General features: G+C 44.4%; 23 protein-coding genes and 1 tRNA gene. 12 read left to right on the forward strand and 12 right to left on the reverse strand.

All coding sequences use genetic code 11. The features are described 5' to 3' along the window. Positions 1–14 precede the first annotated feature (14 nt). From R7Q47_RS07985 to R7Q47_RS07995, 3 genes are all read right to left on the reverse strand, one after another. The gene (locus R7Q47_RS07985; protein ID WP_047102827.1) at positions 15–419 is read right to left on the reverse strand and encodes a hypothetical protein; all 405 of its coding nucleotides are present in this window, start codon (positions 417–419) and stop codon (positions 15–17) included. 174 nt (positions 420–593) lie between these two features. Next, entirely contained in the window at positions 594–1592 is a 999-nt protein-coding gene (cydB, locus tag R7Q47_RS07990) for a cytochrome d ubiquinol oxidase subunit II (RefSeq protein WP_053349384.1), read from the reverse strand. 10 nt (positions 1593–1602) lie between these two features. Further along, a complete protein-coding gene (locus R7Q47_RS07995; protein ID WP_318088904.1) occupies positions 1603–2991 on the reverse strand; it encodes a cytochrome ubiquinol oxidase subunit I in 1389 nt (462 codons plus the stop codon). 159 nt (positions 2992–3150) lie between these two features. On the opposite strand from R7Q47_RS07995, the gene R7Q47_RS08000 reads away from it, so the two are divergent. Continuing rightward, a complete protein-coding gene (locus tag R7Q47_RS08000; protein WP_047102825.1) occupies positions 3151–4395 on the forward strand; it encodes an NADH:ubiquinone reductase (Na(+)-transporting) subunit B in 1245 nt (414 codons plus the stop codon). Positions 4396–4693: 298 nt separating this feature from the next. Continuing rightward, positions 4694–6094, forward strand: a complete 1401-nt coding sequence (locus R7Q47_RS08005; RefSeq protein WP_005384172.1) for a tryptophanase — start codon at positions 4694–4696, stop codon at positions 6092–6094. Positions 6095–6172: 78 nt separating this feature from the next. On the opposite strand, the gene R7Q47_RS08010 is transcribed toward R7Q47_RS08005, so the two are convergent. The 3 genes from R7Q47_RS08010 to R7Q47_RS08020 all read right to left on the reverse strand — a co-directional run bounded on the left by R7Q47_RS08010 (position 6173) and on the right by R7Q47_RS08020 (position 7047). Beyond that, a complete protein-coding gene (locus R7Q47_RS08010; RefSeq protein ID WP_005384170.1) occupies positions 6173–6784 on the reverse strand; it encodes a DUF2913 family protein in 612 nt (203 codons plus the stop codon). 32 nt (positions 6785–6816) lie between these two features. Next, positions 6817–6900, reverse strand: a tRNA-Leu gene (locus tag R7Q47_RS08015). Continuing rightward, positions 6865–7047, reverse strand: coding sequence for a hypothetical protein (locus R7Q47_RS08020; protein ID WP_021035910.1), 183 nt, complete (start codon positions 7045–7047; stop codon positions 6865–6867). Before R7Q47_RS08020 ends, R7Q47_RS08015 begins: the two co-directional genes overlap by 36 nt. A gap of 412 nt (positions 7048–7459) precedes the next feature. On the opposite strand from R7Q47_RS08020, the gene R7Q47_RS08025 reads away from it, so the two are divergent. Then, positions 7460–8668, forward strand: coding sequence for a NupC/NupG family nucleoside CNT transporter (locus R7Q47_RS08025; RefSeq protein ID WP_154204160.1), 1209 nt, complete (start codon positions 7460–7462; stop codon positions 8666–8668). Positions 8669–8722: 54 nt separating this feature from the next. On the opposite strand, the gene R7Q47_RS08030 is transcribed toward R7Q47_RS08025, so the two are convergent. Then, positions 8723–9811, reverse strand: a complete 1089-nt coding sequence (locus R7Q47_RS08030; protein WP_213969632.1) for a DUF3541 domain-containing protein — start codon at positions 9809–9811, stop codon at positions 8723–8725. Between the two features lie 69 nt (positions 9812–9880). Further along, positions 9881–10486 carry an alpha-ketoglutarate-dependent dioxygenase AlkB family protein gene (locus R7Q47_RS08035; protein WP_025768047.1) on the reverse strand — a complete coding sequence of 202 codons (606 nt, stop codon included), beginning with the start codon at positions 10484–10486 and terminating at the stop codon, positions 9881–9883. 132 nt (positions 10487–10618) lie between these two features. On the opposite strand from R7Q47_RS08035, the gene R7Q47_RS08040 reads away from it, so the two are divergent. Continuing rightward, the gene (locus tag R7Q47_RS08040) at positions 10619–11974 is read left to right on the forward strand and encodes a diguanylate cyclase (RefSeq protein WP_005374160.1); all 1356 of its coding nucleotides are present in this window, start codon (positions 10619–10621) and stop codon (positions 11972–11974) included. A gap of 387 nt (positions 11975–12361) precedes the next feature. Here the strand turns inward: R7Q47_RS08040 and R7Q47_RS08045 are convergent, their stop codons facing one another. Continuing rightward, the gene (locus R7Q47_RS08045) at positions 12362–13918 is read right to left on the reverse strand and encodes a DUF3612 domain-containing protein (protein ID WP_005374158.1); all 1557 of its coding nucleotides are present in this window, start codon (positions 13916–13918) and stop codon (positions 12362–12364) included. 174 nt (positions 13919–14092) lie between these two features. Between R7Q47_RS08045 and R7Q47_RS08050 the strand changes: the two genes are divergently transcribed. Further along, the gene (locus tag R7Q47_RS08050; protein ID WP_005374156.1) at positions 14093–14671 is read left to right on the forward strand and encodes a malate synthase; all 579 of its coding nucleotides are present in this window, start codon (positions 14093–14095) and stop codon (positions 14669–14671) included. A gap of 90 nt (positions 14672–14761) precedes the next feature. Here R7Q47_RS08050 and R7Q47_RS08055 read toward each other — a convergent pair whose 3' ends face one another. Continuing rightward, on the reverse strand, positions 14762–15775 hold the full coding sequence (locus R7Q47_RS08055; RefSeq protein WP_318088909.1) for a GGDEF domain-containing protein: 1014 nt from the start codon (positions 15773–15775) through the stop codon (positions 14762–14764). Positions 15776–16124: 349 nt separating this feature from the next. Here R7Q47_RS08055 and R7Q47_RS08060 point away from each other — a divergent pair, with 349 nt between their 5' ends. Genes R7Q47_RS08060 through R7Q47_RS08070 form a run of 3 tightly spaced genes read left to right on the forward strand, consistent with a single transcriptional unit; the run spans position 16125 to position 19728 of the window. After that, on the forward strand, positions 16125–17477 hold the full coding sequence (locus R7Q47_RS08060) for a DASH family cryptochrome (RefSeq protein WP_031778851.1): 1353 nt from the start codon (positions 16125–16127) through the stop codon (positions 17475–17477). Further along, complete coding sequence (locus R7Q47_RS08065; RefSeq protein ID WP_213987154.1) at positions 17477–19021, forward strand: cryptochrome/photolyase family protein; 1545 nt, start codon at positions 17477–17479, stop codon at positions 19019–19021. The genes R7Q47_RS08060 and R7Q47_RS08065 overlap by 1 nt, the downstream gene beginning before the upstream one ends. Beyond that, entirely contained in the window at positions 19021–19728 is a 708-nt protein-coding gene (locus R7Q47_RS08070) for an SDR family oxidoreductase (RefSeq protein WP_213987153.1), read from the forward strand. The genes R7Q47_RS08065 and R7Q47_RS08070 overlap by 1 nt, the downstream gene beginning before the upstream one ends. 61 nt (positions 19729–19789) lie before the next feature. Here R7Q47_RS08070 and R7Q47_RS08075 read toward each other — a convergent pair whose 3' ends face one another. Next, positions 19790–19936, reverse strand: coding sequence for a DUF2256 domain-containing protein (locus R7Q47_RS08075; RefSeq protein ID WP_005374142.1), 147 nt, complete (start codon positions 19934–19936; stop codon positions 19790–19792). A gap of 33 nt (positions 19937–19969) precedes the next feature. Further along, positions 19970–21112, reverse strand: coding sequence for a peptide-methionine (R)-S-oxide reductase MsrB (msrB, locus tag R7Q47_RS08080; protein ID WP_005374134.1), 1143 nt, complete (start codon positions 21110–21112; stop codon positions 19970–19972). A 202-nt stretch (positions 21113–21314) separates the two neighbouring features. On the opposite strand from msrB, the gene R7Q47_RS08085 reads away from it, so the two are divergent. The 4 genes from R7Q47_RS08085 to R7Q47_RS08100 all read left to right on the forward strand — a co-directional run bounded on the left by R7Q47_RS08085 (position 21315) and on the right by R7Q47_RS08100 (position 24614). After that, positions 21315–21713 carry an OsmC family protein gene (locus tag R7Q47_RS08085; protein WP_213987152.1) on the forward strand — a complete coding sequence of 133 codons (399 nt, stop codon included), beginning with the start codon at positions 21315–21317 and terminating at the stop codon, positions 21711–21713. A 123-nt stretch (positions 21714–21836) separates the two neighbouring features. Next, the gene (locus tag R7Q47_RS08090) at positions 21837–22391 is read left to right on the forward strand and encodes a sugar O-acetyltransferase (protein ID WP_213987151.1); all 555 of its coding nucleotides are present in this window, start codon (positions 21837–21839) and stop codon (positions 22389–22391) included. Between the two features lie 87 nt (positions 22392–22478). Next, positions 22479–22712, forward strand: coding sequence for a hypothetical protein (locus tag R7Q47_RS08095; RefSeq protein ID WP_005393681.1), 234 nt, complete (start codon positions 22479–22481; stop codon positions 22710–22712). A gap of 1032 nt (positions 22713–23744) precedes the next feature. Then, positions 23745–24614 (forward strand): hypothetical protein, encoded by an 870-nt coding sequence (locus R7Q47_RS08100; protein WP_005384146.1) that lies wholly within the window; start codon positions 23745–23747, stop codon positions 24612–24614. Positions 24615–24621: the final 7 nt, after the last annotated feature.

A 24621-nucleotide genomic window follows, 5' to 3' on the forward strand; every position in this document is an offset into this window, starting at 1 on the left:
TTTGAATCTGGGGATTAGGAGTCGCCATCTTTAGGGCAGAGTTCCCCTTTCTTTGCGTGTCTTTCTATCATGTAATCGCCTCGGGCACTGTGCAATACAATTGCATTCCAGACTTGACCATCTTGCAACTCGAACTCAAACGCATAATGGGTGCCGCCGACCATTTTGGTTCTCACCTCATGAATTGCTTTCAATTTATCATCGGCATTCATTTGATAAAGCACCATGTTGAGTGAGCGTCTTGCGTCAGGAGTTGCTTCAGCAAGTTGCCAATGACCCTGCTCGTCTGTTGCGGAGCAAATAGACCGCATTTTACTTTTCATGGCGGATGACATCTGCTTGTCTACGGCCAATGCATTTGGTGAAAACAGTGGAACCGTCAAAGGAATCAAAGTTACCAGAAACCGCTTTAAGGTCATAAAAACACTCCGTTGTTTTACTCTTGTTTGAGTATAGACCTCAATGGCTTCAGATGTGGTGCAGTAGACTCTGGGCCTACAATATCGCAGTTCGTATCAACGAACTGATGATAAACAAGGCGACCACGCTTACCAGCCAAATGCCAATGAACCACAAAATGGGTTTTAGTTTCATCAGTGATATCCTTCTCCACGTTTCATCTTGCCGCGGAAAACCCAGTACGAATAAGCCGTGTAGGCTATGATCAGAGGAAGTAATACCATCGCACCGGCAAGTAAAAATGCCAAACTTTTGTCTGGCGCGGCGACGTCTTGATAAGTGAGTGCGAATGGGACCAAGTAAGGGAATGTACTGACACCGAAACCCATCGCGGACACAAGAAACAGGCCGATCGCAAGAACGTAGGCTCGGACGGCTTTGTGGTCGAGCAATGCTTTGAATAGCTGCCAAATAAGTGCCGCAGCAATAATTGGTAAAATGAAAAACAGTAGCGAGTTTGGTAATGAGAACCAACGTTCAAATACGATATTTTGGCTCAATGGCAGCCACAAACTGGCGATGAATATACAGGCTACCATCGCTAGTCCCCATCGTCGCGCGACCACGTAATAGCGCCCCATCAGCTCTTCTGGAAGCTTGATTAATAACCAGCATGAACCGAGCAGAATATAAGCACAAACAAGCGCCAGGCCACAAAATACGCTAAATGGTGAAAGCCAATCAAACCATCCACCTGCGTATGCTCGTTCACTAACCTCTATACCTTGGAGCAGGGTTCCGAGCATAATGCCTTGCATCAATGCCGCGGTGAGTGAACCAATGAAAAAAGCGCTATCCCATAAAAACTTTCCGCGTTGTGTTCGGAAGCGATACTCAAAAGAAACCCCGCGCAGAATTAACCCGAGCAGCATTAAAATCAGGGGAGCATAGAGTGCTGGCATAATGACCGCGTAGGCGAGGGGGAACACGGCAAAAAGCCCACCACCGCCAAGAACTAGCCAAGTTTCATTCCCATCCCAAACAGGAGCGATGCTGTTCATCATCATGTCGCGCTCTTCATCGTCATTAGCGCTGAGAAATAGGATACCAATACCGAGATCAAAGCCATCTAACACGACATAAATCAGAACGGCGAGCCCAATCAAAGCGTACCAAATTAATGCGTAATCCATGAGTTAGCTCCTAGGTTAGATGGTTAGAATGTGTGATGGCATCGGTTTTCGTGCCATCAGGAAGTCGGCTATCTAGACCTTCTTCATATCGAGTTGGAGACTTACGCATCAAGCGTAGGAGATAGAAGAAGCCAGCTCCAAAAACCACAAAGTAAACCACGATGAACGCCGTCAGGGAGACGCTCACCGCGGCGGCATCAATAGGCGATGCCGAATTGGCTGTGGTTAAAAGACCGTATACGGTGTAAGGCTGTCGACCGACTTCGGTAGTTATCCAGCCTGCTAAAACTGCAATGAACCCCGCTGGGGCAAACAGGACACAAATACGTTGAAGTGCCCTTGAATCAAAAAGTTTGCGACGTGTTCTTAGCCAAAGGCTCCACAAACCAATAACAAGCATGCCAAAACCAAGCGCGACCATTACTCGGAAAGACCAGAAAACGATAGATACAGGAGGGTGTTCCTCCTCTGGAAAAGCATCTAATCCCTTCACTTCACCGTTGAGGTCATGAGTTAAAATCAAACTACCGAGCTTGGGGATTTCCAGTGCGTATTCCATGCGTTTTTCTTCATCGTTAGGGATACCGAAGAGGATCAATGGCGCGCCTTGGTGAGACTCATAGTGCCCTTCCATCGCGGCGACTTTGGCGGGTTGATGTTCAAGGGTGTTTAATCCATGCATGTCTCCAGCAACGATTTGAATTGGTGTCACGATGGCAGCCATCCACATTGCCATCGAGAACATAATTCTGGCTAGAGGGTTATGGTTTGCTTTTAGTAAGTGATAAGCGGCAACGCCAGCTACAACAAAGGCAGTAGTAAGGTAAGCGGCGAGCAACATATGAACGAGCCGGTAAGGAAAAGAAGGGTTGAAGACAATCGCCCACCAGCCTTCTGGGACAAACTGTCCGGCTTCGTTGATACTATAGCCCGCTGGTGTTTGCATCCAACTATTAACCGAAAGTATCCAAAACGCAGACAAAAACGTCCCGAATGCAACAATACAAGTCGCGGCGAAGTGAAGCTTCTTACCTACCTTATCCATACCGAAAAGCATCACGCCTAAAAACCCAGCTTCGAGGAAAAACGCAGTAAAAACTTCATAACCCATTAGCGGGCCTAGGATTGGGCCTGTTTTGTCGGCAAACACGCTCCAGTTAGTACCGAATTGATAGCTCAACACGATGCCACTCACCACACCCATACCAAAACTGATGGCAAAGATTTTGAGCCAGTACTTATAGATTTGCATGTACTGTTTGTTGCCCGTTTTTAAGTACAAGCCCTCTAATACAGCGAGATAACTTGCCAAACCAATCGTAAAAGCTGGAAAAATAATGTGGAAAGAGACAGTAAAGGCAAATTGGAATCTAGCTAGGTCAATGGCGAGTGTGTCCATGAGCGGTCCCTTTTTCGTTGGATAAACAGTTCGCCGGATTTAAAGAGGAGACAGAAGAGTGGCGAACAAGGTGAAATACGAAGAAGGAAGACGAAGAGATTAAAAAACGATCGCTTTTTACACATGTGCGTACCATCTTTTAGATAAAGGAGGAGCGTTATGAGCCTTAAACATTACTTCGAGAAAGCGACACCTAAGTTTGGTCCAGGTGGGAAGTATCACAAGTTCTACCCACTTTTCGAAGCTGTCGAAACCATTTTTTACACGCCTGGTAAGGTAAACCAGGGCATGACTCACGTTCGAGATAGCATCGATTTAAAACGTATTATGATCATGGTGTGGCTGGCGGTCTTCCCTGCCATGTTCTGGGGCATGTACAACATAGGCCAGCAAGCGAGTGATGCCTTGTTGTATGGAATGGATCAAGCCTCAGCTCAGCAAGCGCTTGTTTCTTCATGGCAACTGAGTTGGGTATGGGGCTCGTTAGATGCGGTTTCACAAGCGGGGTGGGGAAGTAAAATGTGGCTTGGTGCTACTTACTTTCTCCCGGTTTATGCGACGGTGTTTATCGTTGGTGGTTTCTGGGAAGTTCTGTTTGCTATTGTGCGAAAGCATGAGGTAAATGAAGGTTTTTTTGTCAGCTCTATACTCTTTGCGCTGATCCTTCCCCCGACAATTCCACTATGGCAAGCGGCTTTAGGTATCACTTTCGGTATTGTTGTGGCGAAGGAGATTTTTGGTGGTACTGGACGAAACTTCCTAAATCCAGCTTTAGCAGGGCGCGCGTTCTTATACTTTGCCTATCCTGCCAACATGTCCGGTGGTGCCGTGTGGGTCGCGGCTGATGGTTACTCTGGCGCTACTCCACTTAGCCAATGGTATGAAGGAGGGCAAAGTGCTTTGATAAATAATATGACGGGAGAGCCAATTTCATGGGGAGATGCTTTTGTTGGTAATTTACCAGGCTCGATGGGTGAAGTCTCCACGTTGTTGATCGCACTAACAGGCTTGGTTCTCATCTTTATGAAGATTGCATCGTGGAGAATTGTTGCGGGCGTGTTGGTCGGTTTAATCGGAGCTTCATTACTATTGAATGCGATCGGTTCAGACTCTAACCCCATGTTCTCCATGCCGTTCTACTGGCACTTCGTGATTGGTGGGGTTGCGTTTGGTACCTTCTTCATGGCGACAGACCCTGTCTCGGCAGCTTTTACCAATAACGGGAAATGGGCATACGGACTATTAATCGGCGTGATGACGATTTTTATCCGAGTGCTGAACCCGGCTTATCCAGAAGGCATCATGTTAGCGATTCTATTTGCTAACTTATTCGCGCCACTTTTCGATTACCTAGTCAAAGAAAGTAATATCAAACGCAGAATGAAAAGGGCGAGACCTTCTTAAAATGAGGGTGACCTCACTGAAAATTGATTGAAAACTGCACTATATTGAAAAGGTCAGAGACATGGGGTTTCTGACTTTTTATTTTTATCAGGAGGACGAAGACGATGAGAATAAAGGATATTCTCGATAGCCGTTTGGTGCTGTCGTTCTGGTATAACCTAGACTACTGCTTGTCTCTTCTTAGTAAAATCTCTTCTCGTTGATTTCCTCAATGCAATCGCATTGAAAAGTATTCTATCTATTTGTTTTTTAGTCTTACGTGAAACTGCGTAGGGCAATGCGTATAAGGAAATTAACAATGAAACGTATTCCAGAACCTTTCCGTATCAAAATGGTTGAGCCAATCAAAATGACGACTTTGGCAGACCGTGAAGTCGCGTTAAAAGAAGCGGGCTATAATCCATTTCTTCTTCGTAGTGATGATGTTTATATCGATTTGCTGACTGACTCTGGCACTGGTGCCATGAGTGATAATCAGTGGGCTGGCATCATGATGGGGGATGAATCCTATGCGGGGAGTCGAAATTACTACAACCTGTGTGATGCAGTGGAGCACTTCTTCGGTTATAAGCTCACCGTGCCTGCACACCAAGGGCGTGGTGCCGAGCAAATTTTGTTCCCAGCTTTGATTGAGCGTATGCGTCAGGTGCGTGGTGGCGAAACGCCAGTATTTATCTCGAACTACCATTTTGATACCACAGCGGGTCACATTGAACTCAATGGCGGTAAAGCGATTAACGTGGTAACGGAAGAAGCATTCGACACCACTACGCCTTATGATTGGAAGGGCAATTTTGATATCGATAAGCTGGTGGCAACAATTGAAGCGCACGGTTCGCATAACATTTGTGCAATTATCACCACGATTACTTGTAATAGCTCCGGTGGTCAGCCTGTGTCGATGGAAAACATGCGCAGTGTGTACGAGATTGCAACCAAGTACGATATTCCAGTGGTGATTGACTCGGCTCGTTACTGTGAGAACGCCTACTTTATCAAGCAGCGTGAAGCGGGTTACGAGAATAAATCGATTCTGGAAATCATCCGTGAGATGTACCAGTACGGTGATATGCTCACCATGTCAGCTAAGAAAGACCCGATGGTAAACATTGGTGGCATGTGTTGTATTCGTGATCATAAGGAGTTGTTCCAGGCGGTGCAGACGCGCTGCGTACCCATGGAAGGATTTGTAACATACGGCGGCATGGCTGGGCGTGATATGGAAGCGCTCGCTCGCGGTTTGTATGAAGCCGCGGATGAGGATTTTCTTCACTATAGAATTAGCCAAGTTCAATACTTAGGTGAGCGCTTACGTGAAGGCGGTATTCCGATTCAATACCCAACGGGTGGTCATGCGGTGTTTGTGGATGCCGCTAAGATTTTGCCACATATTCCAGCGGATCAGTTTCCTGCGCAGGTATTGTGTAATGCTTTGTACTTGGAAGCGGGTATTCGAGCAGTAGAGATAGGATCGTTGCTGCTTGGTCGAGATCCGGAAACGGGTAAACAAAAAGCGTCAGAGCTTGAGTTGATGCGTTTGACCATTCCACGTCGTGTCTACACAAACGATCATATGGATTACATTGCGGATGCGATTATCGAACTGAAAAATCGTGCACATGAGTTAAAAGGGCTCACTTTCGAGTACGAGCCACCAGTGCTGCGCCACTTTACTGCTCGATTTAAAGAGATCGATTAACTCAAGTTTAAATCTAGATAAGCAAAAGGCCGCGAGTTTCACGGCCTTTTTCGATTCGTTTATTTCTTAGCGTTACAGTTACGCTAACTCTAATGTGATGCGAACGAACTGGTCGTCTTGATACTGCACTTCATAATTGAAGGTACCACTGGCGTAAATGCTGCCAAGAAAAAGTGAGCGTTGACTCATTGGTCCGCGGAACAGCATCGAAATAGGAGCGATTAGGGCGTTATTATCATCGAAGTGCTGATTTAAGTTCTCAGAAAGCACACACAGCAAACAGCCGTGTTGGTCGTGAGATAAGTCGACGTCTTCCGGTCGCGATAATAACACGGTAGTCCCCAGTTTCTTCTCAATCTCGTTGATCAGCAGCAAGTAGCTATCTAGATCGGGTTGAGGATTTCTGGGTTTGTCTGCACCGACGCAGCGCTCGAGTAATTCTTCCAGATTTCCGTTCTCACCTTTTGCCTGCTGAGTCAAAGATTTTAACGGCTTTTTAATCAGCTTATAGCGATTACTCTTCAGTTTTGGTTTCAGCCATTTCTGAAGTAAGTCATTACGTTCTTTAAGGGAGAGGCCATGCGAGGACGCGTGAATTTTAAAGTGCAGGTGTAATAAAGCGTGAACCGCAAGCTCACTCAGAAGTTGGTTAGCATCTGTAGACTGTCTTGCCTGCTTAGAACTTTGCATTACACTCGAACAAAATTAGGGAAGAAGGATAATGGTGCCGAGAGAGGGACTCGAACCCTCACACCAAAGGCACTAGCACCTCATGCTAGCGTGTCTACCAATTTCACCATCTCGGCATCATGATGCTCTGAATACTCAGAGGCCTCGAAAGAAGCAACGCGAATTATAACCAAAATCCACCTGTTGGCGAGAGCAAAATGACGAATTTTGGCTCTTTCGAGTTTGATTGCATATTTATTGGTCACTTTTATGTTTTTTACCATCAACGCCTATCCTTATTCCCTTACTTTTATTAATGGTATGACGACAAAAGAGTACTTTTGCCTAAATTTTGAACGCTTGAACGTTTGCGTAAATAAATGTGATGAATATCTCTTTTTGTTGGCTATACTTGCGTCCCGTTTAAGCGGGAATTAGGGTTTAGTTGTTCAGGACCCTTACCCATACAAGCCGTCACATGGAGCAGGCCAAGCAACATGCTCGCCAGCAGTGAATGACCCCACGGACCGGACCAGCTAAGTTCAATTGCTTGTATAAGGTAAAAATAAGATGTCGAACTATTCGTTCTGTCTACATTCTGGATCTAAAAGTGAGTTATCACTCGCTGCGTTGTCCCTTTCTTCTGCCAATTCCTTTGGCTCTTTTTTCTTTTTCAACGTTTAGTAGGTCCAGCTCATGAGTGTTCTATTTAGTCTATTTGGTATTGTTGCACTGCTAGGTTGTGCTTTCCTACTTTCTGAGGGTCGTTCTTCCATTAATTGGAAAACTGTATCTCGCGCCTTGATGCTACAAATGGGGTTTGCTGCTTTGGTGCTCTATTTCCCGTTGGGTCAAGCGGCGCTGGCGAGTTTAAGTAATGGTGTCGCGGGGCTACTCAGCTTTGCTGATGAAGGGATTAAATTCCTCTTTGGTGACCTCGCTTCTTCTGGCTTTATCTTCGCTATCCGTGTCCTTCCTATCATCATCTTCTTCAGTGCTCTTATCTCCGCCCTTTACTATTTGGGCATTATGCAAAAAGTGATTCAATTTATTGGCGGCGCTATCCAGAAGTTCTTGGGTACGAGTAAAGCAGAGTCTTTGGTTGCAACAGGGAACATTTTCTTATCTCAAGGCGAGTCACCACTTCTTATTCGTCCATTTCTTTCTAACATGACTCGCTCTGAACTGTTTGCCGTGATGGCTGGTGGTATGGCTTCAGTGGCGGGCAGTGTGCTTGGTGGTTATGCTGGTTTGGGTGTCGACCTCAAATACTTGATCGCGGCAAGCTTTATGGCAGCACCAGGTAGTTTGATGATGGCAAAAATCATCGTTCCTGAGCGTCAAACGCCAAGCGATTACAACAATATTGAGCTAGATAAATCAGAAGAAAGTAACGTTATTGATGCGCTAGCAAGCGGTGCCATGGGCGGTATGAAAGTTGCCGTTGCTGTTGGTACCATGCTTATCGCTTTCGTGAGTGTTATCGCGATGGTGAACACGGGGCTAGAAAACTTGGGTGAGATATTTGGTTTCTCTGGCGTAACGCTACAAGCGATTTTTGGTTATTTGTTTGCACCTCTCGCATGGTTGATTGGTGTGCCAAGCCACGAAATTCTAGCTGCGGGTTCATACATTGGTCAGAAAGTGGTGATGAATGAGTTTGTTGCGTTTATCGATTTTGTGCAGCACAAAGCGACACTGTCTGAGCATACTCAAATTATTATCACTTTTGCGTTGTGTGGTTTTGCGAACATTGGCTCAATTGCGATTCAGTTGGGTTCTATCGGCGTGATGGCACCTGAGCGCCGCAAAGATGTTGCAAGTCTAGGCCTAAAAGCGGTTGCTGCTGGTACACTCGCTAACCTGATGAGTGCGTGCTTAGCGGGCATTTTTATCTCTCTCTAATTTAGATTGAAGATACACACTAAAAACCCGCCTAAATGGCGGGTTTTGTTATTTCTAAGGCTTGGGCATTAAGCCGTAAGGTATCGATTTAAAAGCCTCTGGGTGCTCTTGATAAGTTGGCGCTTTATGTACCCCTTTCCAATCGAGCAGCATGATGGCTAGTACGTTACGGTGTTCGCCGTACTTGAGATCAAAGTTACCGTCGACCGACGGAATCATCCCTTTTTCTGCGTTGATTGCGTGACGAATGGCTTGGCGGGTCTTCTTTACGACCGGATCATGGTCCAAGCCTGCTAACAAAAACGAAATGCCGACTTCCGCAATCACGTCTTCTTTGGCGCGCAGTAGTATAGTGTCGATGTTGTTGCGAAAGTAATCATAAATCCATTGGTGTTTCTTCTCGCTTACTCGCTCCTGATAATACTGTGAATCGGCAAAGATGATGTGCGTCATACCATAGAGTTTGTTCCAATACTGCTGAGCTGAAAGCATCTTATCTTTATCGTCGGGGTAGGTGTTCCGGAAGGTTTGAGTGAATTCCTCGACCACATCTTGCTCTCCTAACTGACGAAGCCAGTAGACTTGGTTTGCAAGCTGAGCTGCCCATGCTTCTATCATCTCTTTGTCCGTAACGTAACGCGAGAAATCGTAGCGCCTAATAATTTTTCTCAGCGTTTTGTCTTGTTTATGCTTTAGGCCGTATTCGTTTGCTCTTGCCAATGCGCCAAGCAAATCCACACCAAGATAAAGGTACTCAGGATGGTGTTTAGTCACGGTATAGCGTCGCTGCCCTCGTTCGGTTTCTTTCTCTTGATACGTGGTCAGCCTTTGAGATGAATAGAGAATGATGTCTTCTGGTTCAACAACTTCATTAGCAAATTGGTTTAACCGGCTGGCTACTTGTGCCATGTCGGTCCAAATGGCAGCGTGATATTTCTCATCTAATGTTTGGCGGTACATGCGTAAGCCAAAATGGCCCTCTTTAAACGCCGGGAAAGTGAACAGTTCCTGTTCGTAGGTACTACGAATCAACTGCGCTGATTGAGTATTATCGAGAAGCGGTACCTCTTCCTGTGATGCCTGAGCTGCAAAGGTAAGTGAGCAAGAGAGTAAGACCGCTAAGCTAAGAGGTTTAATACGCATAAATCCATTCCCTATGAAGTCCTGAACCTAAACCTACCATCAATATTAATTGAGAATGTAAAAGCTGAGTCAATAGTTAAAAATTTGCCTAAAAGTCAGGTTGATACGTTCATCTTTGGTTTTCGCGGTTTTTGGTACGCAGTGCTTCCAGTGATGCTGTAGCTCGCCAGCCATAATCAGTAAGGAGCCGTGAGAAAGCTCGTATTCAATCTCAGTTTTACAATGTAAATTTCTAAGCAAAAATCGACGTGTTTCACCTAAGTTCAAAGATGCGATAACAGGGTTTCTACCTAACTCTGGTTCATTATCTTGGTGCCAGCCCATTGAGTCTTGGCCGTGTCGATATAAGTTAGCGAGAACAGAGTTAAAAGTGACATCAGCAACTGATTCACAACGCACTTTCAGCTGAGTTAACTCAGGAGTCCAAGGGTGAGGCTGCATGGTTAAGCCTGAGTAAGTATATGCTGCATCACCGTGCCACGCTTGTAAGCGAGGTTGAAGTACTGACTTGCCGAACATAGTAATGTGTTCTTGGTGCCATGGCAGTGTCTTTCGAAGTTGGTCAAAGTAATTATCCGCCTCAAGATGGTTAAGAAAATGAGGATCATAATAAAGTTTTCCTCTTTCTACTTCTTGCCATAGATCGCCGCCAAATAAATCGCCTTGTTGATGCATCATCTCACACCTAAAACATAAAAGTTGTCAATCACTGTTACCTTTCTGATTATGATTGGTTATTCTTGTGATAATAAGAATTTTAACAATAAATAAAAAATCTCGTAGTTGTATACGAGTTGTGGGGAGAAAATGCGTTATTTACCCAGAAAGCGATGCTATTTTGCATTGTTCTTCCTCACCTTTTTCGCTTTGTGTATTGGGGTTATTGAGCTGTTAAATCGAAACCAGCAAGAGCTTCACAAAGAGCGAGTTCAAGTTGAGGCCAAAGAACAACTTTCCATTCTCCGTTCCAATTTGGAAGCGGTACTTATGGCGGATATCTACAAAGCCAGTACTTTAGCGACACTCATTACGTTACTTCCTAAAAATCAAGAAGAAGAATTGAGTATCGCCGCTCACCGAATCCTAAATAAAAGTAAACATATTACAATCATCGGTATCGCGAAAAATGATGTAATTAGTCATGTATTTCCACGCCAAGGTAATGAGCGCCTAATCGGCCTTGATTACCGCGCAGTGCCACAGCAGTGGGTACAGGTGCAAAAAGCCAAGGATGTACAAGAAATTTTCATCGCAGGGCCAGTGACTTTGATTCAAGGTGGCCGAGGTTTGATCGTGCGTGTGCCTGTTTTTCTTGATCCTCCAATGAATCAGGACTACTGGGGAGTGATCAGTGCGGTGATTGATTTCGATGCTCTGATGAGAGAAACCGGCGTAATTGATTTCTCGTATCGTTACCCTTTAATGATCCGTGGTTACGATAGCGGTGGCTCATTTGGTGATGCTTTCTTTGGCGCGCAAAGTGTAAATAGCATGGTATATGCAAAAGAGATGGTTCATTTTCCTTATGGTGGGTGGAGTATGGTGGTTTTCTCTGGAGGCAAAGCTGATCGCCAAATCTCTTGGCATCAGTTGCATTTAGCTAGAGTAATCGGCTATCCCATTATATTCGCACTTAGCCTCGCGCTGTTCGCCATTTATCGACTGTATACCATTGCAGATGACAGAGCTTTACACGATGAACTCACGAATTTACCAAACCGTCGCTATTTTATGAAGTTTTACAAGCAGCAGTTCGAAATAGCGAAACGTTATAAAAAGCGTTATAGCTTCGCCTTAATTAATATTGACCTAGATAGGTTTAAACACATTAACGATACCTATGGTCACGACGCAGGTGACAAAGTTTTAATCGCTACGGCTGAAAGGGTAAAAAGCTCTCTGCGTAAATCAGACATCGTGGCCAGAATGGGCGGTGATGAGTTTTTAGTTGTAGTCCATCACCCTGGAACGGAAGAAAATGTTCAGTCCCTTCTACAAAAACTTCGATTAGCGCTATGCTCGACGCCCGTCATTTACGATGAAACGCTTATCTATTTGAAAGCCAGTATTGGGTACGCGATATTTGACCCGCAAATGTCATCTCCTGAGCAAATGATGAAAATAGCCGATGAGAGAATGTATCAACAAAAGCATGGCGGATGAGCCTGAACCCAGTTTCAATAAGGGGTTAGAGGAATGGTAAAGTTGGGATCCCGAAATCTCATCATCATTGAGGTGCAAGAATATGTGACTTCATATGTTCACAGACACTTTGCTGAGAGAGTCGTTATTAGCAGTGCATTTAGTGGCATATTTGCATAATGTTGCATTTTGCAAATGCAGTTTGCGAAATTAATGGTTAATAAAGCAACGATATGCATCTGGATCTACTAAAAAACGGCTTTTTTAAAGTTGGCACGCATCGTGCTTTACTTAGAGTGACCCTTATTAAGCCGAGGGTCACCTAGCCAACTGACGTTGTTAGTGAATACAAATTGTTCACAAGTATATACCGCCAATCACGTTTATTGTGATTGGCGTTTTTTCTTTCTAAAGCCCGATGATATCCACATCGTTGCCCGTCTCATCAGCTTCTTCGCACTTGCTGTAACAACTAGGTTGTCTTGGACAAACCGCCCCTCTGGAGCAGATTAACCTTGCTTGGGTTTGAATCCCGCGCTCTATCCAGTTGATGTTTAATATCTTAGCGATAGTCGTTAAGTCTTTTTTGATGTGGGGAGGAATAACACTACTTCCGCCGGAAGCGACACAAAGGGACTTAAGTTCTTCCGCTATGGAAACGGCATCGCCACCTTGTGCAGAAATGGCAGGGTTAAGATCAATACCGGCACATAGCACGCGATTATTCCCCGCAGGATCAAATACGTTGACCGATTCGCAGCAGTAGATACGTGGCTCGTCGCCAACATTTAAAATCGAAATTTGCGCTGAACTTGTATCCAAAGGCTGGGAAAGGCGTCGGAATACCGCCCAGTGCTGGCAAGGGTCGTTCACTTTGCGCATGTTACCCCAAGGCAATGGAATACCGTTTCCTCGATACACTGCTTTTAACTTGCCAGGGCCATAGGCATCAAAATAGTGCCAATGAGGGTAAGGCGAGACCACCGTCATGCGACGCATTGCAACGGAAGGAGAAACGCCGGCCTTTTTGTGAACATCAATTTCGTAACCGGAGCGGTCAAGCAACTGACGAAATGGTACTTTGGGGCAAAGCAAGGCACCAGCAAAAAAGCTGGACTCAAAATCACGCCAAGCTTGCAGGATATCTTGCGAATTGAGTTCAGAGTTCGACACAGGGCTGTCCATTTGCTCCCAATTGTTTTGATGCCCGATAGATAAAACGTTATTCATTGCATCGCTGCTATGGAGCACTCGATGGCCGATATATACCGCCAAGTCATACTTCAATCGGGTTGGATAGTCACGCATTCGTTTATTGAGATAAATAGTCCCAGGTGGCTCCATGAAAGACGTAATCAACTGTTTGGCGCTGACGCCCAGTTCATCAATCACATCTTGTGGCGCTCGATCTACCCAGCGGATATCCAATCCCATACTCTTTGCAATGTCTACGAGATCTTCTACAGATAGATTCAGCCGCTTCAAGCCGATCTCTTCGGCGGCGCGCTCTAAATCAGGAAAATGGTTTTGATGGTTTTCTTGGTGTGCACGGATCAGTAAGTGGGCGAATTGACGCCCCGTGATACCTGTTTGGGAGAGCATTTCTGGTATCGCGATTTGAAGAATATCATTGGAGAACAGGAAGCTCGGCTCCAGCGCCATGCCACTAATCCCACCACGATTCCCTTTGTTGGGTGTGATGGCTTCTAATTCGGGTTCATCATCTAAAAACCACGCAGGATCTTTTTGAAAAACTTCCGCGATCACTTCGAGCATATCGATACTCGGTACGCGTTTTCCGCGCTCAATCATCGAAAGGTAAGAAACCGAAGGAGCGTACTCTGGATTAATTCTTACACAACGGGCAGATAAATCCTCCATCGTTAAATGGTTGTTTTTTCTTAGATTACGAATTTTCGTACCAAGAAAATGAGACTGACGAATAAGGCTTTTTGACACAGACATTTTGTAAAATTCACATTGTAAAATTTTTGTTGTGAAATTGTAGTCAATATTTCGCTAGTCTACATAATGAGCAGGCAAGGAAATTAACCATCCACTTCACAGAATTGCCTGAAACTTAAATAAAGGATTTAAGTTTTTACTCTAGGACGAGTTTTTAAGTGCGAGGATATGACGATGAATATGCTGAACTTCGATAAAAAAGAGATGCAACAACAACAACGCCCATTTATCGCTGAAGCCGTATTTGCCGTCGAAGCGGTAAGTGCCGAGCAGCAGAGTGAGAAACAAGTAAAAGCGAAGCAACTGCTTGACCGCATGTTCCCATTGGAGAACGGGTCGCACCAAGACGTATCAAGTTACGTAATTGATTATCGCCATGTATTGGCTTACTTCAAAGACGGTACGCATAGCGGCCTGAAAAGTCCGAAACATTTTGTGGCGTACACTGGTGAAAAGGAAGATCCAAAGTCGATTTTGTTTAAAGATGATTCGGGCAATCATGTAGAAGTGCTGTTTGGCTGTCACAAAGGCACTGGTTGCGTGGAATTAGTGGACATTGACGATATTCAATTGGAAACTCGCACGACGTTTCATCCTGAACTAACTGGCAATGCACCAACCGCGATGCGCCATTGGATAAGCCTAATCAAAGGCGACAAAAAAGGTAAGCCGATGGCATGCAGTGAAGATAAAGAATATACCGCAAAAAATGGTGACGACTACATTCTAAGTTATTGTTACAGCGTCGATTAAGATACTCATGATTGGATACAAAAACCCCGCACTTTACAGCGCGGGGTTTTCTTTTTCATCATAAAAGTCGTTTTCGCTTAGCCAGTTTATTTAAATTGGCATCACGCGGTTACGACCGAGTTGTTTTGCTTCATAAAGCTGTTTATCGGCTTTATTGATTAAGGCTTCAGGCGTATCACCAGGCTCAAACTCTGCTACCCCAAAAGAAGCGGTAATGCTGTGAACTTGTGTGCCTGAGCGCTTATCTCTGATACGCAGTTTTTCTATCATCCGGCGTAGTGTGTCTGCATATTGGTGAGCAATTCGCAGAGATTTGTTAGGTACAATTAACGCGAATTCTTCACCACCAAAACGGTACGCACATATCCCATCTCGACAACTTTGTTGTAGCCGGCGGGCAATGGCTTTTAATACTGTATCGCCAAAAAGGTGCCCGTAATTGTCGTTAAATGATTTGAAATGATCGATATCAAGCATGATCAAGGTCATTGCCTGATTTGATGCAATAAGTGAAGAGAGATCTTTGTCAAATGCTCGGCGGTTGTATAGGTTTGACAAACCATCGAACAACGCATCTTGCTGTACTTCAGCCAGTTGGTTTTTGAGGCGAGAAATTTCTTCACTCGCGTTAGTCAATTGGCTATTCAAAAACTTTGTTGAGTGACGAATTTCGTGTGACTCTGCGACAAGTTGACGAATCACTACCATCACTTCTTCAATGCTTAGGCTATTGTCCTCAACTTTTTCCAGTTTATTAAAGCTTTTGTCTACCATCTCAGAAAAGGAGGAAGTATCTGAAATTGTATCGCTCATTGAACTGGATACTTCATGTAGCAGAACTTCTACATTGGTTCTAAGATCTTCAAGGCTGGTTTCTGCTTTGCTGGCCACATAGTTGTTGTAAAGCTGTTTATTGGTTGCTGGCGGGCAAATACCGTAGTTTTCTAACACCGTGTCTAACTCAAAGTTGAGTTCTGGAATGGTCTTGTCAACGTAGGTATACCAAAGCGCGTAGTTGGCTGGCGTGGCAGCAACATGGTTTTTGATCATCAGTGGGACCGCTTTTTTTAAATTAGCGGTTGATTTCTTAAACTCGTCGGTCATTTCTGCGATGGTACTAGCAAAATGGGATTGGGCTTAGATTAACGGATATTAACTAATGTCGCTTTAATTTTTATCACTTTTGCATGGTTTATATAGAAAATGAGTGATTAAGATCGTGATCAATACCGTTGGATTCAAATTTTATAAAATATCAGTATGAAACATGTACAGGCATTTGGTGGTATTGCGTGTTTTGAGATATCCAGCAAATGGATTCCGTGTGAACGTTAGTAACCTAATGATCGTCAAACTCTCGTTTTCGTATAAAAGCAAGTAAATCAAAAGGCTTAACGTCAGGGTCTCCGTGAAAAGAACTCGTAGACGAAGAATTAACATCTGAGGGTGCGAATTGAAAAAGAAAATAGGACTTTATTGGTTCACGAACGACTTGCGATTGCACGACAACCCACTGTTGAAAAGCGCCAGTGTAGAAATGGACGAGTTAATTTGCTTGTATTGCTACCCTTCAATGACGCCTTACTTGCATCACTTTGCGCAGGAAGCCTCTTTCGGGCGCGCGAAATTGCAGTTTCTCGACTCATCGCTTAGTGAACTCAATCAATCTTTGAATCACCTTGGTCAGCGATTATGGGCGGTTGAACTAACGCCCGATCAAGCAATCAAGTATGCTGTTAATCGCTTCGGCGTCACACATATATATGCTGACGCCTTTCCCGGTTCGGATGAGCAACAAGCGTTAGATCGCGCAGTTGAAGGCGCGTCTCATGTAAAAATAAAACAGCAAGCAATCCGGACCCTGTTAAGGGAAGAACAACTGCCATTTGACTTGAGCAATCTGCCTACCACTTTCACGCAGTTTAGAAAGCAAGTTGAAGGTTTAGACATCTCTCGGCCCCACGAGAGTATCCGTTCGTTACCTCCAATTCCTTTAGGTGTGAATCTTCCTTCCGTTACTGCATATTACTTTGACGCAAAAGCTGCGTTTCATGGTGGAGAAAGCCGCGGGCTTGAACATTGTCGCCAGTATTTTGCTTCCACACTAGCCAGTGAATACAAACAAACACGCAACGGTTTAGATGGCATGGATTACTCCACCAAGTTCTCTCCTTGGTTAGCTCATGGGTGCGTTTCTCCGAAAACTATTTATGCCATGTTGAAACGTTATGAAGCGGAGAATGGTGCAAATGATTCAACCTACTGGATTTACTTCGAACTGCTTTGGCGTGAATACTTTTATTGGTATGCCCGACGACACAAGCGACAGCTCTTCCGATTCGGTGGCATCCAAAATCGAGCACCACTCACCAGCTTTTACGCGCACCGTTTTCAACAATGGAAGAAAGGTGAAACGCCATTTCCTATCGTCAATGCGTGTATGCACCAACTTAATGAAACGGGTTATATGTCGAATCGTGGCAGACAGTTAGTTGCCAGTTGTTTGGTGCATGAGCTTGGCCTCGATTGGCGTTATGGCGCGGCGTACTTTGAGTCACAACTGGTCGATTACGATGTGGCATCAAACTGGGGAAATTGGCAATACTTAGCAGGCGTTGGTGCTGATCCGCGTGGTTCACGACAATTCAACCTCGAAAAGCAAACCGAAATGTACGACCCGCACATGGAGTTCATCGATAGGTGGCAAGGTCGTTGTCCTGGCGCGCATTTGGATAGTGTAGACATGGTCGATTGGCCGATTGTGATGGGCAGCAGTGACAAAGCTTCGTCATCGGAGAAACCGTAATGCAATTTGAAACCGTACGATTGATCTTGGGCGATCAACTTAACAGTGAGCACTCTTGGTTTCAGCAACCGGATGAGCAAGTGCTTTACCTGATTGCGGAGCTCAAGCAAGAGAATACTTACGTCACGCATCATATTCAGAAAGTGTGTGCGTTCTTTTCCGCAATGGAACAGTTTGCGAAAGAGCGTCTGAGTGAAGGTCACCAAGTTCTGCACCTCACGTTGGATGACACACAATCCTTCGACGATCTTGAGCAAGTCTTGCAACACTACGCGAGTGAAGTTGGTGCAAGTAAGTTTGAATATCAACGCCCGGATGAATACCGTCTTCTGGAGCAGTTAGCCAAACTAAAGCTTGATGGGGTCGTGACGCGTTGTGTCGACTCGGAACATTTTTTGTTGCCGTTTGAGGAAATAGAATCGCAGTTTCCTCAAGGTAAACACATCATGATGGAGCACTTTTACCGCCGTATGCGCAAGCGCTTCGACATCTTGATGCAAGACGGAAAGCCCGTCGGCGGAAAATGGAATTACGATGCCAATAATCGCAACAAGCTCAAAGCCAAAGACATTGAACAACTGCCACAACCTTTGATGTTCAGTACTGACATCCACGGCATTATTGAGCGGCTGGCACGACATGACATCAAAACCATCGGAAATCTTGAAGGGGACTTGTTGTGGCCGATTAATCGCGCGCAAAGCCTCTCTTTACTCGCGCATTTCTGCCAAGTCTGTTTGCCGTTATTCGGACGTTTTCAAGATGCCATGACAGGTCAGCACGATGCTAAGTGGAGCCTGTATCACAGCCGAATTTCATTCTCGCTCAACAGCAAATTGCTGCACCCGAGAGAAGTCATTGATGCTTCACTCAAGGCATTTCACTCCAACGCAGATATCGACATTTCTCAAGTCGAAGGGTTTATTCGCCAAATCTTGGGATGGCGAGAGTACATCCGAGGCGTCTACTGGGCGAATATGCCTCATTACCCACAAAAGAACGAGTTGGGCGCAGACAGAAAGCTGCCAGACTTCTTTTGGAATGGCGAAACCAAAATGGCCTGTATGCGCAATGCGATTGGTCAATCCCTCGATTATGCCTACGCACACCATATCCAACGTTTGATGGTCACAGGTAACTTTTGTTTGCTAACCGAGATAGATCCAGACCAAGTGGATGAGTGGTATCTCGGTATCTATGTTGATGCGATTGAATGGGTCGAAATGCCGAACACACGTGGCATGGCATTGTTTGCGGATGGCGGCATTGTTGGCACCAAACCTTACGCGGCGAGTGGTTCTTACATCAACAAAATGAGCGACTACTGTAAGGGTTGCCATTACGACAATAAGGCGAGGAGTGGGGAAGGATCGTGTCCGTTTAACAGCCTTTATTGGCGCTTTATGAACAAACACGACAAGCGCCTCGCAGCCAATCCACGAATCGGGATGATTTTCCGCTCTTGGGACAACATGGAAGAACAACAACGCCAAGCGATTCTTGATACCGCAGAGCACTACATAGAAAACGTGGAGAACTTGTGATGGAAATACTCATCGTCGGTGGCAATGGTGGAATTGGTTTGGCGATGGTGAGAGAAGCCGCAGCTCGGTTTCCTCAAGCTCGCGTGCATGCCACTTATCGTAAGCAGCAACCAGATTGGCAACACCCAAATGTCGTTTGGCATCAAGTGGATGTATCGCAAGACGAGCAGGTAAAAGCGTTCAGTGAGCAGATTGAACACGTCGATTGGTTGGTGAACTGTGTTGGTATGTTGCACACCCAAGAGAAAGGTCCTGAGAAGAATCTTAGCTCGCTCGACGCAGACTTCTTTCAGCAAACCATCACGGTTAATACTTTGCCAAGTTTGCTGTTGGCGAAATACTTCACGCCCAAGCTAAAGCGCAGTACTGCACCCAAGTTTGCGACCATTTCGGCCAAAGTTGGCAGCATTAGCGATAATCAGTTAGGTGGTTGGTACAGCTATCGAGCATCGAAAGCCGCATTAAACATGTTCCTAAAAACCATGTCGATCGAATGGCAAAGAGTGGTCAAACATGGCACGGTGCTTTCACTTCACCCTGGCACCACAGATACCGCTTTGTCGGCACCTTTTCAAACCAATGTCCCAAAGGGAAAGTTGTTCACGCCAGAGCGAGTTGCTAAGGATTTATTAGGCTTGATAGAAAAAGCAACCCCGCAAGATAGCGGGGCGTTTTGGGCTTATGATGGGACGTTATTACCTTGGTAAGAGAACGCGTACAAACGTTAATACAAATGAAATAACATACTCCAGAGAGGGTCGGAGTGACCTACGTTTTCGTTGATTTATTTCTTCGGCAACGCTCAGAACAATAAACGATTTCCTCCCAATTTCGCGCCCACTTCTTTCTCCAAGAAAATGGGCGCTGACAGACCGGACAGACTTTCATGGGAAGGTTGGATTTAAAACCTTTCATCGCGCTGAATGTTCACTCCTAATTTGGTTAAAACTACTTATCAAATAGGTACAGGTAATCGCCGTAGCCTAAACTCGCCATCTTGTTCACAGGTACAAATTTCATCGCAGCAGAGTTCATACAATAGCGCAATCCCGTCGGCTTCGGACCATCTTTAAACACATGACCTAGGTGTGAATCACCAAACTTACTGCGGATCTCCGTTCTAGGGTAGAGCAGTTTATAATCGGTTTTCTCCACGATGTAACCCGGGTTAATTGGTCGAGTAAAGCTTGGCCAACCTGTGCCAGATTTGTATTTATCAGTAGAAGAAAATAGCGGTTCACCGGTCACAATATCCACATAAATTCCCGCTTCTTTGTTGTCCCAGTATTCATTATCAAACGGACGCTCCGTGCCTTCTTCTTGCGTCACGTAATACTGTAGCTCTGTTAAGTTTGATTTGATTTCAGACTGAGCAGGTTTACTGTACGCTTTCACTTTCGAAAGCAGCTTTTTTTCTTCAATCAACTGTCGAAGTGTTTTAGGACTTTCTTTTCGATCTTCACCAAATACTTCGTCGAGATATTTATCGCGACCTGATGCGTAGCGGTAGTATTTGTACTTCAAGCTACTCTTCTTGTAGTAATCCTGATGGTACGACTCCGCAGGGTAAAACTTTTCAAACTCGATCAGCTCTGTTTTCAACGGTTTTGGATAGATCATCGCCTTGTCGATTTCCATCATAAACTGCTTAGCAATCTGCTTTTGCTCCGCATTATGGTAGAAGATCGCTGGACGGTATTGAGGACCACGGTCAACAAATGAACCTTTATCGTCGGTAGGGTCGATATGACGGAAGAAGTAGTCCAGCACTTGCTCGTAGTTCACGACAGCAGGATCGTACTTCACCTCAATCACTTCAATATGACCAGATTTACCAGAAGAGACTTGGCGGTAAGTCGGGTTTTCAATATGACCACCTGAATAACCTGATACAACATCGATTACGCCGGGCAGTTGCTCTAAATCCGATTCTGTACACCAGAAACAACCGCCAGCTAGCGTTGCGATTCTTGTATTCTCTGAAGCCTTCAGCTTATCCATCGTATCGGCGGTACCTGTTTTACTCAATAGTAGAAACAAGACTGGAAGTGCGAAGGAGAAACCGGCCAATAACTTAGACATATTCTTCATAGCTACCTCATCGTTATTTTTGTAGAAAGTGTTACTTAAATAAAAAGTGTTACGTATAGAGAAAGGTAACCGAGCGAAAAAATTACAGTAATGTTGAAAATTCCGTTGCCCTTTTATGCGATAGAGCTAAAGTATCGACAAGAAACACACCGCTAGTAAGGGCAACGATGCCTTGAATAAGCGATGCTAAATGAGGTAAATCATGCAAGCTGAAGTTAAATGGATAGAAGATTTTAAATTCCTTGGGCAATCTCAGTCGGGCCACTCCGTAGTGATGGATGGCAATGGTGGTGCAACCGCACCAAGCCCAATGGAAATGGTACTAATGGCTGCTGGTGGCTGTAGCTCTGTCGATGTTGTTGATGGTTTGAAAAGCGCAGGCCAAAAGGTGGTATCTGTTAACGCTAAGCTAACCACTGAGCGTCGTGAAACCGCGCCACGTATCTTTACGCAAGTGAATATCCACTTTGAAGTGTCAGGTGACGAGCTTGACCCAGAAGTCGTAGCAAAAGTGGCGGCTGACTCGCTAGAAAAATACTGCTCGGTTTGCCTAATGCTTGGCAAAGGTGTCGAAATGACACACAGCTGGGAAATCGTGTAAATCGATACCCTCCGCAGAATGAAAAAATAGCAAAATAGGAAAGAGAAAAGTGCAGGCTTTTCTCTTTTTTTCTTGTGCAATTCGCGTACTGTGTGTTTGGTCTAAAGTAGTAGGAATTTTCCAATGACCGAACTAGAAAAAATGATGTCCGGCCAAGTATTTGATGGCATGGACAAAGAAATTGACGCCATTCGAACTCAAGCGACTCTTGCCCTGCGCGCCTTCAATAACAACACTGACGAAAGTAAGCGCGACGAATTGCAAAAACAGCTGTTTGGCAAAGTGGGTCTTTGCATTGTTCAAGCCCCTTTCCATTGCGAATTCGGTAAAACCATCGAAATCGGCGAAGAAACCTTTATCAACATGAACGTGGTCATGCTCGATGGTGCCAAAATTACCATCGGGAACAACGTGCTCATTGGCCCGAGCGTGCAATTGTATACCGCTTCTCATTCTGTTGATTACCGAAGTCGCCGACGTTGGGAAACGTTTTGTAAACCCATCACGATTGAAGATGATGTGTGGATTGGCGGAAATTCGGTCATTAACCAAGGTGTGACGATAGGTGCTCGCTCAGTAATTGCGGCGAATTCAGTCGTTAACTATGATGTGCCGCCAGATTGTCTATACGGAGGCACACCAGCGAAGTTGATTCGTCGTCTCAACGAAGAAGAGTAAGAATCGATAGTGATGGCATGATGACTCGCTTTACAGGCGTAAGAGAATCATGCCATCAGAAAGGGATAATTCGTCAAGGAGTCTAAGATGTCGAACAAGACAGAAGTCCTCATGTGCCCTACATGTGGGGTAGAAACGCATCATGTCGTGGTGTTAGTTAGAAAAAAAAGTGGCTTTGAAGGCGATAAAAATCGCAACAAGAAAGAGTTCATCGCTGGCTTTCTCAAAAGTGTAGTGTTCGGCGCCTTCCTTGCTTCTATGGATGAATTTGAACGTCACTTGATCTGCGAAAACTGTGGTCATAAAACCATTCAACAGTAACGGATAGTTTTTCTTTCTCTGCATAAGTTCATAAGTGCGGTTTGAAGCACTGGTTATTCAAATCGCATTATCCTCTTTTAGTGCTTTTGCTCTTCTTATGTTCCTCTCTCAAAAATGAGTCACATCAGTACGCATTTTAACCGCTTGGATACGGGTAACTCACTGCTATGTATAATAAATTTTGGTGGGAAATACGTGTTTCAGCTCGATGTTTAACCTCTGTTCTATCGACACGTTTTGGGTCAGTAAACACTTAAATTTCGTTTGCTTTATGTTGTATGTAGCGTAATTGTGTGAAATTGCTCACATTAATGTTTAATTTATAAAAAAATAATTAATGAATAGTAATTCACAAATATGCTGACCGTATGTGCTATTTAGTTTTGACTTATCTTTTAATTATTCACTTGGTGAATGTTTTGTTGTTTTTAGATTGACTAAAGGTTTGATTTTCTATTCAAACTTGTGAAAGGTTGAATCGATATATTAGAAAACATGAATTTGATCTTGTTTCTATCTTTTGTTTTAAATGCGAAATTCATTATTAACAACGGATGGTTTTGATGATTTCTCTTGTGTGTATCCCACCAATTTTAGAAATTGAAAATTAAACTTTCTCAATACAATAACGACTAAAATTAAACGGAATGATGTTCTTATATTTTTATTGTATTTTAACTTATACATTTTGATTCATTCATTTTAACTGTTTTTGTTGATTTTAAGTTGTTGATAGTAATTGTCTTTTAACTTTTGTTTTAATGGCGTTGCTTTGCTGCTTCTTTAATGTTGTGGTGAGTGGCTTTGTTTATAAAAAGTCATTTTAAAGTGCGTTTTTAAGCAAAGTAGAACGCGACAATACTCAGATAAATAGTATTAAAAAATTAAATAAGGATTTAACCATAAGAGTAATTTTATGGTTGATAGGTTTATTGGGGTTGATTATCTGAATTTTTATGGAATTTCATCCCAATAATCTGTTTGTCTTTAAGTTTATTCTAATAAACTTAATTCTCATGGAAGTTTCAAAACATGCAGCACACAACAAAGTGGATGATGACGCCGCTTGCAATGTTGTTGGGTACGCTGTTTTCAGCGCCATCATTCGCGGTGGAAACGAGTGTAATTGATAGCACTAGCACGCCTGAATCTACACAAAATGAAGGAGATACGTCCTGTATTGTTTGTAAGTTTAGTGGGGCCGTTTACCTATCTTACGATACAAACATTTACGATAAAGACGACTACCGTTCTGTCCGCAATTTCTCGTGGGGAGGCGATCTCGTTTATTCCTTTTCGAGCGACACAAAAGCCTATTTTTCTACGGGGGGCTATCGTGCCCTAGAAGATGAAGTCGGCACCTACGCGACAGATTCGGTGTTGGGCTTGCAATACACGAACCTATATCGCTTTGGAGATACAGGGAAAATCGGCGTTGCGGGTCAGCTCACCATTCCAACTTCAGAAACATCTCGTAAAGATGAACTGCACACCGCGGTTCGTTTAGATGTGCCGATCTCTTTTTCAGCTTGGAGCGTCGATTTTTCGGTTTCGCCAAGACTGAGAAAAAATTTCCACGAATACAAAACCATGGGTGGACGCTCGCTGACTGAGTGGACTTACTCGTTGTTTGCTGTTGCGGAAAAGTCGTGGGAATCGTTCGCAGTGGGGATTACGGCGTTAGGTGGTAACAGCATCAGTTATCAAGGTACGCGCAGAAGCAGTTGGCAGTATGAGGGGGCGTTGTACGGCACATACGAGTTTGATGAAAGCTGGTCATTGCTACTCGCGGCATCATCAACGGGTTTCTATCAAGATGCAGAGCGAGGCACCTTGGGCAACATCGATTTGTTGGATCAAGAGAAAGCGTCTTACATCGTGACAGTGACTTACTCCTTCTAGGAAAATA

It is taken from the genome of Vibrio sp. Vb0349 (genome assembly GCF_033338975.1).

Coding starts and splice junctions, on each gene's coding strand:
- R7Q47_RS07985 (WP_047102827.1), bottom strand. CDS start 419: ATGACCTTAAAGCGGTTTCTGGTAACTTTGATTCCTTTGACGGTTCCA.
- cydB (WP_053349384.1), bottom strand. CDS start 1,592: ATGGATTACGCATTAATTTGGTACGCTTTGATTGGGCTCGCCGTTCTG.
- R7Q47_RS07995 (WP_318088904.1), bottom strand. CDS start 2,991: ATGGACACACTCGCCATTGACCTAGCTAGATTCCAATTTGCCTTTACT.
- R7Q47_RS08000 (WP_047102825.1), top strand. CDS start 3,151: ATGAGCCTTAAACATTACTTCGAGAAAGCGACACCTAAGTTTGGTCCA.
- R7Q47_RS08005 (WP_005384172.1), top strand. CDS start 4,694: ATGAAACGTATTCCAGAACCTTTCCGTATCAAAATGGTTGAGCCAATC.
- R7Q47_RS08010 (WP_005384170.1), bottom strand. CDS start 6,784: ATGCAAAGTTCTAAGCAGGCAAGACAGTCTACAGATGCTAACCAACTT.
- R7Q47_RS08020 (WP_021035910.1), bottom strand. CDS start 7,047: ATGGTAAAAAACATAAAAGTGACCAATAAATATGCAATCAAACTCGAA.
- R7Q47_RS08025 (WP_154204160.1), top strand. CDS start 7,460: ATGAGTGTTCTATTTAGTCTATTTGGTATTGTTGCACTGCTAGGTTGT.
- R7Q47_RS08030 (WP_213969632.1), bottom strand. CDS start 9,811: ATGCGTATTAAACCTCTTAGCTTAGCGGTCTTACTCTCTTGCTCACTT.
- R7Q47_RS08035 (WP_025768047.1), bottom strand. CDS start 10,486: ATGCATCAACAAGGCGATTTATTTGGCGGCGATCTATGGCAAGAAGTA.
- R7Q47_RS08040 (WP_005374160.1), top strand. CDS start 10,619: ATGCGTTATTTACCCAGAAAGCGATGCTATTTTGCATTGTTCTTCCTC.
- R7Q47_RS08045 (WP_005374158.1), bottom strand. CDS start 13,918: ATGTCTGTGTCAAAAAGCCTTATTCGTCAGTCTCATTTTCTTGGTACG.
- R7Q47_RS08050 (WP_005374156.1), top strand. CDS start 14,093: ATGAATATGCTGAACTTCGATAAAAAAGAGATGCAACAACAACAACGC.
- R7Q47_RS08055 (WP_318088909.1), bottom strand. CDS start 15,775: ATGACCGACGAGTTTAAGAAATCAACCGCTAATTTAAAAAAAGCGGTC.
- R7Q47_RS08065 (WP_213987154.1), top strand. CDS start 17,477: ATGCAATTTGAAACCGTACGATTGATCTTGGGCGATCAACTTAACAGT.
- R7Q47_RS08070 (WP_213987153.1), top strand. CDS start 19,021: ATGGAAATACTCATCGTCGGTGGCAATGGTGGAATTGGTTTGGCGATG.
- R7Q47_RS08075 (WP_005374142.1), bottom strand. CDS start 19,936: ATGAAAGGTTTTAAATCCAACCTTCCCATGAAAGTCTGTCCGGTCTGT.
- msrB (WP_005374134.1), bottom strand. CDS start 21,112: ATGAAGAATATGTCTAAGTTATTGGCCGGTTTCTCCTTCGCACTTCCA.
- R7Q47_RS08085 (WP_213987152.1), top strand. CDS start 21,315: ATGCAAGCTGAAGTTAAATGGATAGAAGATTTTAAATTCCTTGGGCAA.
- R7Q47_RS08090 (WP_213987151.1), top strand. CDS start 21,837: ATGACCGAACTAGAAAAAATGATGTCCGGCCAAGTATTTGATGGCATG.
- R7Q47_RS08095 (WP_005393681.1), top strand. CDS start 22,479: ATGTCGAACAAGACAGAAGTCCTCATGTGCCCTACATGTGGGGTAGAA.
- R7Q47_RS08100 (WP_005384146.1), top strand. CDS start 23,745: ATGCAGCACACAACAAAGTGGATGATGACGCCGCTTGCAATGTTGTTG.